Here is a 15,092-nt window from a genome sequence, read left to right on the forward strand (position 1 = left end):
TTTAACTGTAACCACTCTGTTTATGAATTATTGCAAGATTCTCTGCTGCGTTAACCCGCGGCGGCGAACGTTTTTTATCCCTTATTTGAGGATTTGACTGACACGTGCACTGTTGGAAGAGGTTATCCGACATATCCACCATAACAGGAGCATCTTATGAAAATGACAAAACTGACTACGCTTTTACTCACCGCTACCCTCGGCCTTGCCAGCGGCGCAGCGTTAGCTGCTGAATCTAACGCGCAATCCAGTAATGGCCAGGCGAACTCGGCGGCAAATGCCGGTCAGGTTGCCCCGGACGCCCGCCAGAATGTAGCGCCGAATGATGTGAATAACAATGACATCAATACCAACGGCAATACTAACAGCACGATGCAGCATCCAGACGGTTCAACCATGAATCATGACGGAATGACCAAGGATGAAGAGCATAAAAATACCATGTGTAAAGACGGTCGCTGCCCGGATATTAATAAAAAAGTGGAAACCGGTAATGGCGTCAATAATGACGTGAATACCAAAACCGACGGTACCACACAGTAATGCAGAAAAAAGTCTGATAACGGGAGAGCTTTCGCTCTCCTTTTTATTTTGTCAGCGAAAAATCAGTATGATGTCTACAGTATTGATGAGAATAACAAAGGAATGACGTTATGGCGCACTCACACTCTCATGCCGATTCACACCTGCCGAAAGATAATAATGCTCGTCGCCTGCTTTTCGCCTTTATCGTCACTGCCGGATTTATGCTCCTTGAGGTGGTGGGCGGGATACTCTCCGGCTCTCTGGCGTTGTTGGCGGATGCGGGACATATGCTCACCGACGCGGCGGCCCTTCTCTTTGCGCTGCTGGCGGTTCAATTTTCCCGTCGCCCCCCGACTGTTCGCCACACTTTTGGCTGGCTAAGGCTCACCACACTGGCGGCCTTTGTGAATGCCATTGCGTTGGTGGTCATTACCCTTCTCATTGTCTGGGAGGCGATAGAGCGCTTTTACACGCCACGTCCGGTGGCGGGCAATCTGATGATGGTGATTGCGGTCGCGGGTCTGCTGGCGAACCTGTTTGCGTTCTGGATTCTCCATCGGGGAAGCGATGAAAAAAACCTGAACGTGCGCGCTGCCGCGCTACATGTGATGGGCGATTTGCTGGGTTCCGTCGGCGCAATAGTCGCCGCGTTGATCATTATCTGGACGGGCTGGACGCCAGCGGACCCGATTCTCTCTATTCTGGTTTCGGTACTGGTGTTACGCAGCGCCTGGCGTTTGTTAAAAGATAGCGTCAACGAATTGCTGGAAGGCGCGCCGGTTTCGCTGGATATTAATGCCTTACAGCGCCATTTAAGCCGGGAAATCCCCGAAGTCCGCAACGTACACCATGTGCATGTCTGGATGGTCGGCGAAAAACCGGTCATGACATTGCACGCTCAGGTCATTCCGCCACACGACCATGATGCGCTGCTGGAACGTATCCAGGATTTCCTGATGCACGAATACCATATTGCGCACGCTACGATTCAGATGGAATATCAAGTGTGTCACGGCCCGGACTGTCATCTGAATCAGACGTCATCCGGGCATGTTCATCACCATTAACGGGAAAGCGCGCGCGATCCTCGCTCCCGCGCGCTGTTTATCCACAGGCGGCTACCGTTCACGGCGACAAATGTCAGGATCAGATATTCCAGCGACATCGCATAGACGCCCTGCAAAGCAAAAATCACCACACTGATCACGTTGATTACCACCCACAGGAGCCAGTTTTCGACATATTTGCGTGTCATCAGAATCATCGCCGCGATAGACAGCACCATCATGCAAGAGTCCCAGAACGGGAAAGCGTCCGGTTGCAGTACAGGCATTGTCACCTGTAACCCCAGCATCTGCATAATGGCGACGGCCACGCGCGTCAGGACGGCGAATACGGGATCGATATATCGCGTCATCAAACCGATAGCTATCACACATATCGCCAGCCATGCCATTGCTTTTGGTAACGGCAGCCAGCGGATTTTAAGCTCGGCTTCATTATCCTTTGTTTGCCGCGACCACGCATACCAGCCATAAATATTGGCGGCAAAGAAAAAGAGTTGCAGCAACAGGCTGGCATAAAGCTGGATCTGAAAGAAAATAATCGCAAACAGGGTGACGTTAACCAGTCCAAAAAAGTAGTTGCTGATCTTCTCCAGACTGGCAAGCCAAATACAGAGCAGGCCGGCGATGGTTCCTACCGCTTCGATCCACGAGAGATCGTACCCGCCAGCGCCAATCGGAATATGAATCAGTATGTTGTGCGTACTAAAAAAATCCATTCTCTCCCCCAAAGATTTCCGTCTTTACGCCCGAAGTGTAGCCGCAAAATCCAGCATCCGGTTGAGCGGCAGTAATGCGCCCTCGCGTAGCGCCGCATCAACCTGTATTTCATGCGCCGCGCCTCCCTGCTCCAGCCCTTCAGCAATGGCTTTCAGGCCATTCATCGCCATCCACGGACAGTGCGCACAGCTACGGCAGGTCGCCCCCTCGCCAGCCGTGGGCGCTTCAAGCAGTTCTTTTTCAGGCACCGCCTGCTGCATTTTGTAGAAGATGCCGCGATCGGTCGCCACGATAAGCTGTCTGTGCAGCAGCGTTTCTGCCGCCTTAATAAGCTGACTGGTGGAGCCCACCGCATCGGCCATTTCGACAATGGACTGCGGCGATTCAGGGTGAACCAGAAGAGCGGCATCGGGATAGATTTTTTTTAAACGGGTCAACGCCTGGGTTTTAAACTCGTCATGCACGATACACGCCCCTTGCCAACACAGTACATCGGCCCCGGTCTGTTTTTGCACGTAATTCCCCAGGTGTCTGTCCGGCGCCCAGATAATTTTTTCCCCCAAACTATCCAGATGCTCAATCAGTTCTACGGCGATACTGGAGGTCACAACCCAGTCCGCACGCGCTTTAACAGCAGCAGAGGTGTTAGCATAGACCACTACGGTTCTGTCAGGGTGTGCATCACAAAAAGCGCTAAATTCGTCTATTGGGCAGCCTAAATCCAGCGAACATTCCGCCGCCAGGGTAGGCATAAGAATGGTCTTTTCCGGGCTGAGGATTTTGGCGGTTTCCCCCATAAACCGTACGCCCGCTACTAGCAGCGTGGATGCGGCGTGCTTCGCGCCGAAACGGGCCATTTCCAGTGAGTCGGAAATACAGCCGCCGGTTTCTTCTGCTAACTGTTGAATTTCCGGATCGGTGTAGTAGTGCGCCACCATGACGGCATTGCGCTCTTTGAGCAAGCGCTTGATTTTCTCACGATAAAATTGCTTTTCATCGTCGTTCAACGGCGTTGGTTTCGGCGGGAACGGGTAGATTGCGGCTTGTGTGTCAAACATTACGCTCATCGTGGCTTCTCGTTTTACTGACTTAACGAAACAACCGAATGAAAGCGTAATAAACGCCACAATCGGTTAATTTGTTTTATATGCTAAACAAGATAGCTGATTCAATAAGGAAAGTCACAATAATTACGTAGCCCCGTATCTGATGGCGGCGTAACGTCTTATCTGGCCTACGTGAGCGGTACCGTCTGTAGGCCTGATAAGCGCAGCGCATCAGGCAAGACCCAAACCTGCGGCAGGTTCGAATCTTCCATATTGCAGATAGCAAAAAGGCGCCGCCAGCGCCCTCTTTTACATTGGTGGGTCGTGCAGGATGACTCGCTTCGCTCGCCCTTCGGGCCGTCGCCGCAAGCGGCTCCGTTGTCTCACTACGTTCGACCCGAACCTGCGGCAGGTTCGAATCTTCATATTGCAGATAGCAAAAAAGCGCCTTTAGGGCGCTTTTTTACATTGGTGGGTCGTGCAGGATGACTCGCTTCGCTCGCCCTTCGGGCCGTTGCTGACGCAACGTTATCCTTCACGCTCAACATCTGAGTTTGATGTTAAATTGGTGGGTCGTGCAGGATTCGAACCTGCGACCAATTGATTAAAAGTCAACTGCTCTACCAACTGAGCTAACGACCCCTTGGATAAGGGTTACTGCTTCAATCATTCAGGATGGTGGGTCGTGCAGGATGACTCGGCTTCGCCTCGCCCTTCGGGCCGTTGCTAAAGCAACGTTATCCTTCACGTTCTCTACCAGTTACCACCTTGTATATTGGTGGGTCGTGCAGGATTCGAACCTGCGACCAATTGATTAAAAGTCAACTGCTCTACCAACTGAGCTAACGACCCATACGGGTGCTGCCTGAAAGATTTTACTCGGACCATCTAAAGATGGTGGGTCGTGCAGGATGACTCGGCTTCGCCTCGCCCTACGGGCCGTTGCTGACGCAACGTTATCCTTCACGTTCAACATCTGAGTTTGATGTTAAATTGGTGGGTCGTGCAGGATTCGAACCTGCGACCAATTGATTAAAAGTCAACTGCTCTACCAACTGAGCTAACGACCCGAGTGGTGGGTGATGACGGGATCGAACCGCCGACCCCCTCCTTGTAAGGGAGGTGCTCTCCCAGCTGAGCTAATCACCCGATACTACGCTGGATATTACTGACTAACCGAAGTTAGTGGTGGGTCGTGCAGGATGACTCGGCTTCGCCTCGCCCTACGGGCCGTTGCTGACGCAACGTTATCCTTCACGTTTTATTCTCGTTTCCACCGAACGATTGGTGGGTCGTGCAGGATTCGAACCTGCGACCAATTGATTAAAAGTCAACTGCTCTACCAACTGAGCTAACGACCCACTTTTGCGTTGCTTTCGAGTTGTTTAATATCCCGTGGCAACGGCGGCATATATTACTGATTTCAGATTTGAGCGCAACAAAAATTTCGACGCAGGGGGCTCAACTGCTTAGGAATCGCACGACGCGACCAGAAAAAAGGCGTTTTCTGGTCGCATGGTACGCATTACATCGCGTTAAGACGCTTCTGCGCCTGTTTCGCGCCATCAGTGCCAGGATATTTGTTAATCACCTGCTGATAAACCGCTTTCGCTTTTGCCGTATCACCTTTGTCCTGCATGATAACGCCAACTTTGTACATCGCGTCCGCAGCCTTCGGCGACTTAGGATAGTTTTTTACTACCGAGGCGAAATAATAGGCGGCGTCATCTTTTTTACCCTTGTTGTAATTCAACTGGCCCAGCCAATAATTGGCGTTCGGCTGATAAGTAGAATCAGGGTATTTCTTGATGAAGTTCTGAAACGCCACAATCGCATCATCCTGGCGAGACTTATCCTGCACCAGCGCAATTGCCGCATTGTAATCGGTATTCGCATCGCCACTTTGTACCGGCGCCCCTGAGGTTGCCGTACCGGCATCCGGAGCGGAGGTCGCAGCGGTTGCCGCCCCGCTCTGGTCACCAGCTGCTGGCTGCGCTGCGCCGCCATTATTTAAGCTCCCCAGCTGCAGCATAATTTGCTTCTGGCGCTCCATCACCTGATTCAGTTGATACTGATTTTCCTGGATTTGGCCGCGCAAAGAATCGATATCGGACTGATTATCGGAGAGCTGCTGCTGAAGTTGGGTTAAAAGCTGGCTGTGAGCGTTAGAGATACGCTCAAGTTGAGTGACGCGGTCTTCGACCGAGCCTGAGCCGACACTACTGATTGGCGCCTGAGCAAAAGCGGCCCAGGGGGCCGCTATGCCAACCAGTAACGACAGACTCAACAGGTGATGTCTGAAGTTACTGCTCATGCAATTCTCTTAGTAAACCAGTACAGCGCGACGGTTCTTAGCGTAAGCCGCTTCGTCGTGGCCCAGTACGGCAGGTTTTTCTTTACCGTAAGAAACGATGGAGATCTGGTCAGCGGAAACGCCTTTACCCTGCAGGTACATTTTAACAGCGTTAGCACGACGTTCGCCCAGGGAGATGTTGTACTCCGGAGTACCGCGTTCGTCCGCGTGACCTTCTACGGTGACTTTGTAAGACGGGTTGCTACGCAGGAAGTTAGCGTGCGCATCCAGCATTGCCGCGAAGTCAGAACGGATATCGTACTTGTCGAGATCGAAGTAAACGATGTTGTTCTGCTGCAGCTGCTGCATCTGCAGACGCGCTTGCTCTTCAGACGACATATTACCGCTACCGTTCGAATCCATACCCGTGCCGGCGCCGTTCAGCATACCGCCTTCGCTACCGTCATTGCTGGCGTTCTTGTTGGAAGAACATGCCGCGATTGCCATAACAGGCAGGGCAATCATCAGGCCCTTCAGCACTTTGTTCAGTTGCATTTCTTTAATTCCTTTAGTAATCAATTAATTATTATCACAGATACGGCGACCAGGCAGGCGATTTCACCTGACCATCAGTTGCCGGAAGACGCGCTTTGAAACGCCCATCTGTAGAAACCAAATTCAGCACAGATCCCATCCCCTGAGAAGAGCTGTAGATTACCATCGTGCCGTTAGGTGCCAGACTTGGCGTTTCATCCAGGAACGTTGACGACAGAACCTGTACGCCCCCCGTCACCAGATCTTGTTTGGCAATGTGCTGCTGCCCGTTATTTGAGCTTACCATTACCATAAATTTACCGTCGCTGCTGACATCCGCATCCTGGTTTTGCGAACCTTCCCAGGTAATACGCTGCGCCGCACCGCCGTTAATGTTCATTTTATACACTTGCGGACGTCCAGCCTGGTCAGAAGTAAAGGCCAGAGTCTGGCTGTCCGGGAACCAGGTCGGCTCCGTATTGTTGCTACGCCCGTCCGTTATCTGACGAATCTGGCCGGAGGCGAGATCCATAACGTACAGGTTCAGACTTCCGGTTTTCGATAACGCGAACGCCAGTTTCGTCCCATCCGGCGAGAAGGCCGGCGCGCCGTTGTGACGCGGGAAGGACGCAACCTGACGCACTGCGCCGTTTGCCAGCGTCTGGATAACCAGCGCGGAGCGACCGCTTTCAAATGTCACGTAAGCCAGTTTTGAGCCGTCCGGAGACCACGCCGGAGACATCAGCGGCTGCGGAGAACGGTGCACTACGAACTGATTGTAGCCATCGTAATCCGACACACGCAGTTCATACGGGAACTGACCGCCGTTAGTCTGTACCACATAGGCGATACGAGTACGGAACGCGCCCTTAATGCCCGTCAGTTTTTCAAAGACTTCGTCACTGGCGGTGTGGCCTGCATAACGCAGCCACTGCTTGTTCACTTTATAAGAGTTTTGCGCCAGTACAGTCCCCGGCGCGCCGCCAGTGTCAACCAGCTGATAAGCAACATTGTAGGAACCGTCCGGATTCGGCGTGACCTGTCCAACGACGACGGCATCAATACCCAGCGCAGACCATGCGGTAGGCTGAACTTCCTGAGCGGTGGCTGGCTGCTGCGGCAGTCGTGACCGGTCTAACGGATTAAATTTACCGCTGTTGCGTAAATCTGCCGCCACGATGCCGCCGATATCTTCAGGCGCAGCGCCCGGCCCGGCCCATTTAAAAGGCACAACGCCAATCGGTCGCGCCGAGTCCACCCCCTGGGTGATCTCGATACGGACTTCTGCGTGCAGCACCGCCGCCCACAGCATCAGAAAACCAAATGCTACTCGTAATGCCTGCTTCATCATATCTCCCATACCTGGGCCTGCGACCCACGATAATTTAGCAGAATGTTAACAAACTCAAATACACAAAACCACCGGGACCAGTAACAACTCAACCGCTCCAACTTCCATAAAGAAAAGTATCTACAGTTTAAAGTCTAGTTTGGCATCCTTTATTTTCTCATAAACAGCCTGGCTTGGCGGTTTAGGAATTTTCGCGGTTTTTGCCGCCATTAACGCCGCCTGACAAAGCGCCGGATCGCCGCCCTCAGACGTAATGCTTTTTAATGAGCCATCCGGCGCCAGGCTAATATGCAAGACACATTGTTTGCCCTGATACAGGCTCGCATCATACAGACGGCTCTGAATCGCGACCTGAATCTGTTTCGCGTAGGCGCTGATATCAGCGCCTGTCGCCCCACCGTTAGCGCCCGATGTACCGCTATCTTTCGATGGCTGACCATTCCCTTTCGCGCCGCCGCCGGTTTTCGGCGCATTCTTACCCGAGCTGAGATCGCCAAGCAGATCGTCGACGCCTTCTGCGGCGGCCGCTTTTTCGGCAGCCGCTTTCTTCTTAGCGTCCGCCGCTGCTTTCGCCGCCTCGGCATCCGCTTTCTTCTTCGCCGCCGCTTTCGCCGCCTCGGCATCCGCTTTCTTCTTCGCCTCCGCCGCCGCTTTCGCCGCTTCGGCTTCCGCTTTCTTCTTCGCCTCCGCCGCTGCTTTCGCCGCTTCGGCTTCCGCTTTCTTCTTCGCGTCCGCCGCCGCTTTCGCCGCTTCGGCTTCCGCTTTCTTCTTCGCGTCCGCTGCCGCTTTTACCGCCTCGGCTTCCGCTTTCTTCTTCGCGTCCGCCGCCGCTTTCGCCGCTTCGGCCTCCGCTTTTTTCTTCGCGTCCGCCGCCGCTTTCGCCGCTTCTTCGGCCTGTTGCTGCTGCTGTTGCGCCAGTTTTGCCGCTTCTTCAGCCTGCTTTTGCTGCTCCTGAGCCGCTAAACGTTCTTTCTCAAGTTGTTTCAACCGCTCCTGTTCGGCAGCCTGCTTCTGCTGCAGCTCCTCTGCTTGCTGCTGTTGCAGCTTTTTACGCTCTTCTTCCGCGCGTCTGGCGCTGGCCTGTTGATCCTGCTGACGGTTGTACTGCTGCACAACGGCGCCAGGATCGACCATCACCGCGTCGATAGCGGAACCACCGCCGCCGCCGGCAGAAGCCTCTATATGCTCATCAAACGAACTCCAGATCAGCACTGCAAATAAGATGATATGCAGCACGGCTGAAATAATTATCGCCCGTTTGAGCTTGTCGTTTTGTTCGGTTGCCTTTGACACTCTCGGTTCCCAAAAAACTGTTCGCCTGTTACTCGCCGTCTTTCAAGCCAACGGGACGCAGACTTCAGATTGGCTGCGTCATTAAGCCAACCGATTTTACGCCCGCGCTGTGTAACAAGTTCAGCGCTTTAATTATTTCATCGTACGGCACCTCTTTCGCGCCGCCGATTAAAAAGACTGTTTTCGGATTAGCCTGCAGATGACGCTTTACTTCTGCGATCACCTGTTCAGACGGCAGTTGATCCATTCGATCTTTATCAACCACTACGCTGTATTGCCCTACTCCGGAAACCTCAATAATGACCGGTGGATCGTCGTTACTACTGACCGCCTGCGACTGATTCGCCTCCGGCAAGTCGACCTCCACGCTCTGGGTAATGATCGGCGCGGTTGCCATAAAGATCAGCAGCAACACCAACAGTACGTCGAGTAGCGGTACAATATTGATTTCGGACTTAAGTTCGCGACGACCTCGTCCACGCGTTCTGGCCATGGCTTACCCCTTGTTGCTTTCGCTTACGGTAAACGCCTGGCGGTGCAGAATCGCGGTGAACTCTTCCATAAAGTTGTCGTAATTCAGTTCCAGCTTGTTCACGCGCTGATTCAGTCGGTTGTAAGCCATAACCGCAGGGATGGCGGCAAACAGACCAATCGCCGTGGCAATCAATGCTTCGGCAATACCCGGCGCAACCATTTGCAGAGTCGCCTGTTTCACCGCGCCCAGGGCGATAAACGCATGCATAATCCCCCATACGGTGCCAAACAGACCGATATAAGGACTGATAGAGCCTACCGTGCCAAGAAACGGGATATGCGTTTCCAGCGTTTCCAGCTCTCGGTTCATGGAGATGCGCATCGCACGCGACGCCCCCTCTACCACCGCCTCCGGCGCATGGCTGTTGGCGCGATGGAGCCGGACAAACTCTTTGAACCCGCTATAAAAGATTTGTTCCGAGCCCGACAGACTATCGCGTCTCCCCTGGCTTTCCTGGTACAGACGCGATAGTTCGATTCCGGACCAGAATTTATCTTCAAACGCTTCCGCCTCACGCGCAGCGGCGTTCAGGATACGCGTTCGCTGGATAATGATGGCCCAGGATGCTATTGAAAAACCAATCAAAATCAACATGATAAGTTTAACCAGAAGGCTTGCCTTCAGGAACAAATCAAGGATATTCATGTCAGTCACTGCTTAAACTCCGCGACAATAGACTTAGGAAGCGCACGAGGCTTCATTTTGAGTGGATCAACGCAAACAATCAGAACCTCTGCTTCATTTAGCAGCGTGTTCTCTGCGTTGACAATGCGTTGCGTGAAAACCAAAGCGGTGCCACGCATTGACGTAATTTCTGTTTGAACTTCAAGCATATCGTCGAGCCGCGCAGGCGCATAGTATTCCAGCGTCATCTTGCGCACCACAAAGGCGACCCGCTCCGCCAGCAGCACCTGTTGGCTGAAGTGATGGTGACGCAGCATCTCCGTGCGCGCTCTTTCATAAAAAGCGACATAGCTGGCGTGATAAACCACACCGCCGGCGTCCGTGTCTTCGTAATAAACTCGAATTGGCCATCGAAACATATACTTATTCATCCCTGCAGCCTCTTTGTTGGCGTCATCCGCTTGCCGCCGTAATGCCTCAAGAATGCCGTTGTATATCGCCTTGTATTCACTTTACATCCCGGTAATGCAACAAAAGTAGAGCTTTTAAACGTTGCTACTATACGCGTGGGAATGAGGCTTGGGAATGGGGGGAAGTTAAGGGAGAGTAAAAATATATGGGCTTATGCAAGCCCCTATATTTTTAAGGAGGTTTCTTATTCACAAGAAGAAGAAAATCAGGCCGACGATAAGGACGATATCCGCAAGGAGCGGACAAAAAATCCCTTGCCAGTGTACGGATTCAGGGCGAAAACCCACGCCGTGGATTATGCCTGCGCAAACCGCCCACATCAGCAATAATCCGTGCCAGATTTCAAGCGTGCTGGTCCTGGCGGCAAACCGTGACGGGTCCCAGAACATACATCCTGCCAGCACTATCGCCATCACGAAGGAAAGCGCCCTTAACGGGCGCTTGTCCATTACCGCATACAGTTTTGCGATAATATGGGTCATTAGCTTTCTTCTTGACCGGTTTTACCCGCTTCAACGTGCTCAAGCGCCAGGGCGGTAATGATCCCGAATGCACAGGCAAGAAGCGTTCCCAGAATCCATGCGAAATACCACATTTTAAGCTCCTTACTTAGTACAGAGAGTGGGTGTTGCTTTCAATATGTTCTTTAGTGATACGACCGAACATTTTCCAGTAACACCAGCTGGTGTAGATCAGAATGATCGGTACGAACACCGCCGCAACCCAGGTCATCAGGTTCAGCGTCATCTGGCTGGATGTCGCATCCCACATGGTCAGGCTGGCATTCATCATCGTGCTGGACGGCATCACAAATGGGAACATAGCGATACCCGCCGTCAGAATAATGCAGGCCAGGGTCAGCGAAGAGAACAGGAATGCCCACGCGCCTTTCTCCATACGGGAAGTCAGGATAGTCAGCAGCGGCAGAACCACGCCCAGAGCCGGAACCAACCACAGGATCGGAGCATTATTAAAGTTCACCAGCCAGGCGCCAGCTTCACGCGCCACTTCTTTAGTCAGCGGGTTAGAGGCGGCATGATGATCAATCGCGGATGTCACGACATAACCATCAATACCATACATTACCCAAACGCCCGCCAGCGCAAAGCACACTAATGTCACCAGCGCCGCAATCTGCGAGGTGGCGCGCGCGCGCAGGTGCAGTTCGCCAACGGTGCGCATTTGCAGGTAAGTCGCCCCCTGCGTGATGATCATCCCTACGCTTACGATACCCGCCAGCAGACCAAACGGGTTCAGCAACTGGAAGAAGTTACCGGTGTAGTACAGACGCAGATACTCATCTACATGGAACGGTACGCCCTGCAACAGGTTGCCAAAGGCCACGCCAATCACCAGCGGCGGCACAAAGCTACCGATGAACACGCCCCAGTCCCACATGTTGCGCCAGCGCGGGTCTTCAATCTTGGAACGGTAATCAAAACCGACCGGACGGAAGAACAAAGACGCCAGCACCAGGATCATCGCCACATAGAAACCAGAGAACGCCGCAGCGTAAACCATCGGCCAGGCAGCAAACAACGCGCCGCCCGCGGTGATCAACCACACCTGGTTACCGTCCCAGTGCGGGGCGATAGAGTTAATCATAATTCGACGTTCGGTGTCGTTACGACCGAGGAAACGGGTGAGCATCCCCACCCCCATGTCGAACCCATCGGTGACAGCGAAACCAATTAGCAAAATGCCAACCAGCAGCCACCAGATAAAACGTAGTACTTCATAATCGATCATTTGACGACTCCTGTCTTAGCGTGCCGGCTGAGAAGTCACGGTGGACTGCTCAAAGTGATAGCGACCGGTTTTCAGGCTGCTTGGGCCAAGGCGTGCAAATTTGAACATCAGGAACAATTCTGCCACCAGGAACAGGGTATACAGGCCGCAAATCAGGAACATGGAGAACAGCAGATCGCCCACGGTCAGCGATGAGTTCGCCACGGCTGTCGGCAACACTTCGCCGATCGCCCACGGCTGACGACCATACTCGGCGACGAACCAACCTGCTTCAACCGCAATCCACGGCAGTGGAATACCGTACAGCGCCGCGCGCAACAGCCATTTTTTCTCACCGATGCGGTTACGAATCACGCTCCAGAAAGAAAGTGCGATGATCGCCAGCAGCAGGAAGCCGCACGCCACCATGATACGGAAAGCGAAGTACAGCGGCGCAACGCGAGGAATGGAATCTTTCGTCGCTTGCTGGATCTGCGCTTCGGTCGCGTCAGTCACATTAGGCGTATAACGTTTCAGCAGCAGGCCGTAACCGAGATCTTTCTTCATGCTGTTAAACTGGTCGCGAACGGCCTGGTCGGTAGAACCGGCGCGCAGCTGCTCCAGCAGTTCATAGGCTTTCATCCCGTTACGGATACGCTCTTCATGCTGAACCATGAGATCTTTCAGGCCAATAACCGGCGTGTCCACGGAACGCGTAGCGATAATGCCGAGCGCATAAGGGATCTGAATCGCCAGATGGTTTTCCTGTTTGTCCTGGTCAGGAATACCGAACAGGGTAAAGGAGGCCGGAGCAGGTTGCGTTTCCCATTCTGCTTCAATCGCAGCGAGCTTGGTTTTCTGCACATCGCCCATTTCGTAACCGGATTCGTCACCGAGTACGATAACGGACAGTACGGCAGCCATACCGAAGCTGGCGGCAATAGCAAAGGAGCGTTTAGCAAAGGCGAAGTCACGACCTTTCAGCATGTAGTAAGCGCTGATACCGAGGATGAACATCGCGCCGGTGACATAGCCGGACGCCACAGTGTGAACAAATTTCACCTGTGCTACCGGGTTCAGCACCAGTTCAGAGAAGCTCACCATTTCCATACGCATGGTTTCGAAATTGAAATCCGCAGCGATTGGGTTTTGCATCCAGCCGTTCGCTACCAGAATCCACAACGCGGAGAGGTTGGACCCCAGAGCCACCAGCCAGGTGACGCACATATGCTGAACTTTACTCAGACGATCCCAGCCGAAGAAGAACAGACCTACAAAGGTGGATTCGAGGAAGAAGGCCATCAAACCTTCGATGGCCAGCGGCGCACCGAAGATGTCCCCAACATAGTGGGAGTAGTACGACCAGTTTGTCCCGAACTGGAACTCCATGGTCAAACCGGTAGCCACACCCAGAGCAAAGTTGATACCAAACAACTTGCCCCAGAACTTGGTCATATCTTTATAAATCTGTTTGCCGGAAAGGACGTATACCGTTTCCATAATGGCCAGCAGGAACGCCATACCGAGCGTTAGCGGCACAAACAGGAAGTGGTACATCGCGGTCAAGGCAAACTGTAAGCGCGACAGTTCGACTATATCTAACATCATGACTCCTTGCTCATCGCATGAAGACTCCGAGAGTGAACCCCGTTAGAAAGGGTCACACGCATGCCCCAATACAAATTTATTTGCGGCCTTCCATCGTACTATCCCCTCGGGAAGGAAACAGTAATGATGAAAAGTTACAAACATGTTAATAAAAAACCCAAATTGATCCCGCAAATATATTACGCCGTAAAACCCTTACAATAAACAGGTTTTTAGTGGGTCAGATTTGCTTTTTTCGACAGCGATCAATTTATGGCTAATCTATCGCTTTTCAGGGAATTTGATCACGGACAATTTAACCAGTTTTGATGCTCTTTTCCAACATTTAAATATTGATTAAAATCAATTTTTGAAGTTAATGTTAATAATGTTTATTCATTGAATGCATGGTGAATTTTTTGTTAACTTTTTGTTTTTGCAAAGAGTAATTTCAAACCCCCTGTAAAAAGAGGCTTATTCGATAAGGCTAAACATTTTGTGCGTTTTTTACTGCCCCGCATCCAGTAAAAAACATTCCACATTGATGTTCAATTATTGCTAAATAGCTCACAGATTTTTTCTGCAGGTTATCAATACTTATTATTTTATACATTTAGTCTATTTTTATTTTACTTATAATTAACACCGCAAAGAAACTATCTCATTGCACACGCGCCATCATCCCACCGGGATTACCCTGCCCCAACTTCCCTTTCCCGACGACTAACGGCCAGGATCATCTTGCCAGGTTATCGCCTTAATTATCGCTAATAAGCTTTCCAGATAGCCAGAAACAAACATTTTATTCGCTAATTTTTCTTTATTTCAATAACACCGTATTTGCCTCTCTATAATTATTATAGTGAAGATTCTGTTATCACCTTCACAGATTTACCCTCAATATCTACGTCACTCATAGTGATAATTCTGTTTATTCGCAGCTATAAATACCCTTTAAACATGATTAATCACGAACGAATAGTGTCAATAAGTTCTTAATAATTTTTAAACTTAACCTCTTTTAACCAGCAAAAGTTCACATAATTTATTAAACGATATCTTTAATACTTCAGGAAAATAATGCCGGTACCCTTATGATTAAAATAGCTGTTTTATTCTGCCATTAAACAAGCAGTCTGTGTAAGCGCGATACATCTGAGGAGACGTGTAGTTCGCGCTCAGGCAAACATGCGCGGCCACAGAGTCAAGCATCAATTTACTATAGAGGTTAGCGTCAACATAGTGTAATGCTGCAATGCGTTTTTTTCATGGCGGAAAGCGCATAATCCGTCTCCAGTGAGGTCGGCAGGTCTTTCACTAA

15 protein-coding genes, 5 tRNA genes and 1 other RNA gene are annotated in these 15,092 nt (G+C 51.6%); 2 read left to right on the plus strand and 19 right to left on the minus strand.

Annotated features, from left to right (window positions below):
• Positions 1-156: 156 nt before the first annotated feature.
• Together ACLJPQ_RS02715 and zitB are read left to right on the plus strand one after the other, a co-directional pair.
• A complete protein-coding gene (locus tag ACLJPQ_RS02715; protein WP_000784380.1) occupies positions 157-543 on the plus strand; it encodes a YbgS-like family protein in 387 nt (128 codons plus the stop codon).
• A 110-nt stretch (positions 544-653) separates the two neighbouring features.
• Positions 654-1,592 (plus strand): CDF family zinc transporter ZitB, encoded by a 939-nt coding sequence (zitB, locus tag ACLJPQ_RS02720; RefSeq protein ID WP_000951251.1) that lies wholly within the window; start codon positions 654-656, stop codon positions 1,590-1,592.
• Here zitB and pnuC read toward each other — a convergent pair.
• The 19 genes from pnuC to cydA all read right to left on the minus strand — a co-directional run bounded on the left by pnuC (position 1,589) and on the right by cydA (position 13,789).
• Entirely contained in the window at positions 1,589-2,308 is a 720-nt protein-coding gene (pnuC, locus tag ACLJPQ_RS02725) for a nicotinamide riboside transporter PnuC (protein WP_080178502.1), read from the minus strand. The genes zitB and pnuC overlap by 4 nt on opposite strands.
• A gap of 24 nt (positions 2,309-2,332) precedes the next feature.
• Positions 2,333-3,376, minus strand: coding sequence for a quinolinate synthase NadA (nadA, locus tag ACLJPQ_RS02730; protein ID WP_193627504.1), 1,044 nt, complete (start codon positions 3,374-3,376; stop codon positions 2,333-2,335).
• 294 nt (positions 3,377-3,670) lie between these two features.
• Positions 3,671-3,795, minus strand: a non-coding RNA gene (locus ACLJPQ_RS02735) — RtT sRNA.
• 126 nt (positions 3,796-3,921) lie between these two features.
• Positions 3,922-3,997, minus strand: a tRNA-Lys gene (locus ACLJPQ_RS02740).
• A 134-nt stretch (positions 3,998-4,131) separates the two neighbouring features.
• Positions 4,132-4,207, minus strand: a tRNA-Lys gene (locus ACLJPQ_RS02745).
• Positions 4,208-4,349: 142 nt separating this feature from the next.
• Positions 4,350-4,425: transfer RNA gene (locus ACLJPQ_RS02750), tRNA-Lys, on the minus strand.
• Positions 4,426-4,428: 3 nt separating this feature from the next.
• Positions 4,429-4,504 (minus strand) — tRNA-Val (locus ACLJPQ_RS02755).
• 136 nt (positions 4,505-4,640) lie between these two features.
• A tRNA-Lys gene (locus ACLJPQ_RS02760) sits at positions 4,641-4,716 on the minus strand.
• A 164-nt stretch (positions 4,717-4,880) separates the two neighbouring features.
• Entirely contained in the window at positions 4,881-5,669 is a 789-nt protein-coding gene (cpoB, locus tag ACLJPQ_RS02765) for a cell division protein CpoB (protein WP_000097551.1), read from the minus strand.
• Between the two features lie 9 nt (positions 5,670-5,678).
• Positions 5,679-6,203 carry a peptidoglycan-associated lipoprotein Pal gene (pal, locus tag ACLJPQ_RS02770; RefSeq protein WP_001176623.1) on the minus strand — a complete coding sequence of 175 codons (525 nt, stop codon included), beginning with the start codon at positions 6,201-6,203 and terminating at the stop codon, positions 5,679-5,681.
• Between the two features lie 34 nt (positions 6,204-6,237).
• Positions 6,238-7,530: a Tol-Pal system beta propeller repeat protein TolB gene (tolB, locus tag ACLJPQ_RS02775; protein ID WP_001562341.1), complete on the minus strand. Its 1,293-nt coding sequence runs from the start codon at positions 7,528-7,530 to the stop codon at positions 6,238-6,240.
• 123 nt (positions 7,531-7,653) lie between these two features.
• A complete protein-coding gene (gene tolA / locus ACLJPQ_RS02780) occupies positions 7,654-8,826 on the minus strand; it encodes a cell envelope integrity protein TolA (RefSeq protein WP_131045061.1) in 1,173 nt (390 codons plus the stop codon).
• Between the two features lie 64 nt (positions 8,827-8,890).
• Positions 8,891-9,319, minus strand: a complete 429-nt coding sequence (gene tolR, locus ACLJPQ_RS02785; RefSeq protein ID WP_000124676.1) for a colicin uptake protein TolR — start codon at positions 9,317-9,319, stop codon at positions 8,891-8,893.
• 3 nt (positions 9,320-9,322) lie between these two features.
• Positions 9,323-10,015: a Tol-Pal system protein TolQ gene (gene tolQ / locus ACLJPQ_RS02790; protein ID WP_000131318.1), complete on the minus strand. Its 693-nt coding sequence runs from the start codon at positions 10,013-10,015 to the stop codon at positions 9,323-9,325.
• The gene (ybgC, locus tag ACLJPQ_RS02795; protein WP_001046240.1) at positions 10,012-10,416 is read right to left on the minus strand and encodes a tol-pal system-associated acyl-CoA thioesterase; all 405 of its coding nucleotides are present in this window, start codon (positions 10,414-10,416) and stop codon (positions 10,012-10,014) included. The genes tolQ and ybgC overlap by 4 nt, the downstream gene beginning before the upstream one ends.
• 228 nt (positions 10,417-10,644) lie before the next feature.
• On the minus strand, positions 10,645-10,938 hold the full coding sequence (ybgE, locus tag ACLJPQ_RS02800) for a cyd operon protein YbgE (RefSeq protein ID WP_000148790.1): 294 nt from the start codon (positions 10,936-10,938) through the stop codon (positions 10,645-10,647).
• Entirely contained in the window at positions 10,938-11,051 is a 114-nt protein-coding gene (gene cydX, locus ACLJPQ_RS02805; RefSeq protein ID WP_000270278.1) for a cytochrome bd-I oxidase subunit CydX, read from the minus strand. The genes ybgE and cydX overlap by 1 nt, the downstream gene beginning before the upstream one ends.
• Positions 11,052-11,065: 14 nt before the next feature.
• Positions 11,066-12,205: a cytochrome d ubiquinol oxidase subunit II gene (gene cydB / locus ACLJPQ_RS02810; RefSeq protein WP_000568258.1), complete on the minus strand. Its 1,140-nt coding sequence runs from the start codon at positions 12,203-12,205 to the stop codon at positions 11,066-11,068.
• Positions 12,206-12,220: 15 nt separating this feature from the next.
• The gene (cydA, locus tag ACLJPQ_RS02815) at positions 12,221-13,789 is read right to left on the minus strand and encodes a cytochrome ubiquinol oxidase subunit I (protein WP_000884369.1); all 1,569 of its coding nucleotides are present in this window, start codon (positions 13,787-13,789) and stop codon (positions 12,221-12,223) included.
• Positions 13,790-15,092: the final 1,303 nt, after the last annotated feature.

This window comes from Salmonella sp. SAL04213 (genome assembly GCF_046550535.1).
Lineage (GTDB): Bacteria > Pseudomonadota > Gammaproteobacteria > Enterobacterales > Enterobacteriaceae > Salmonella > Salmonella enterica.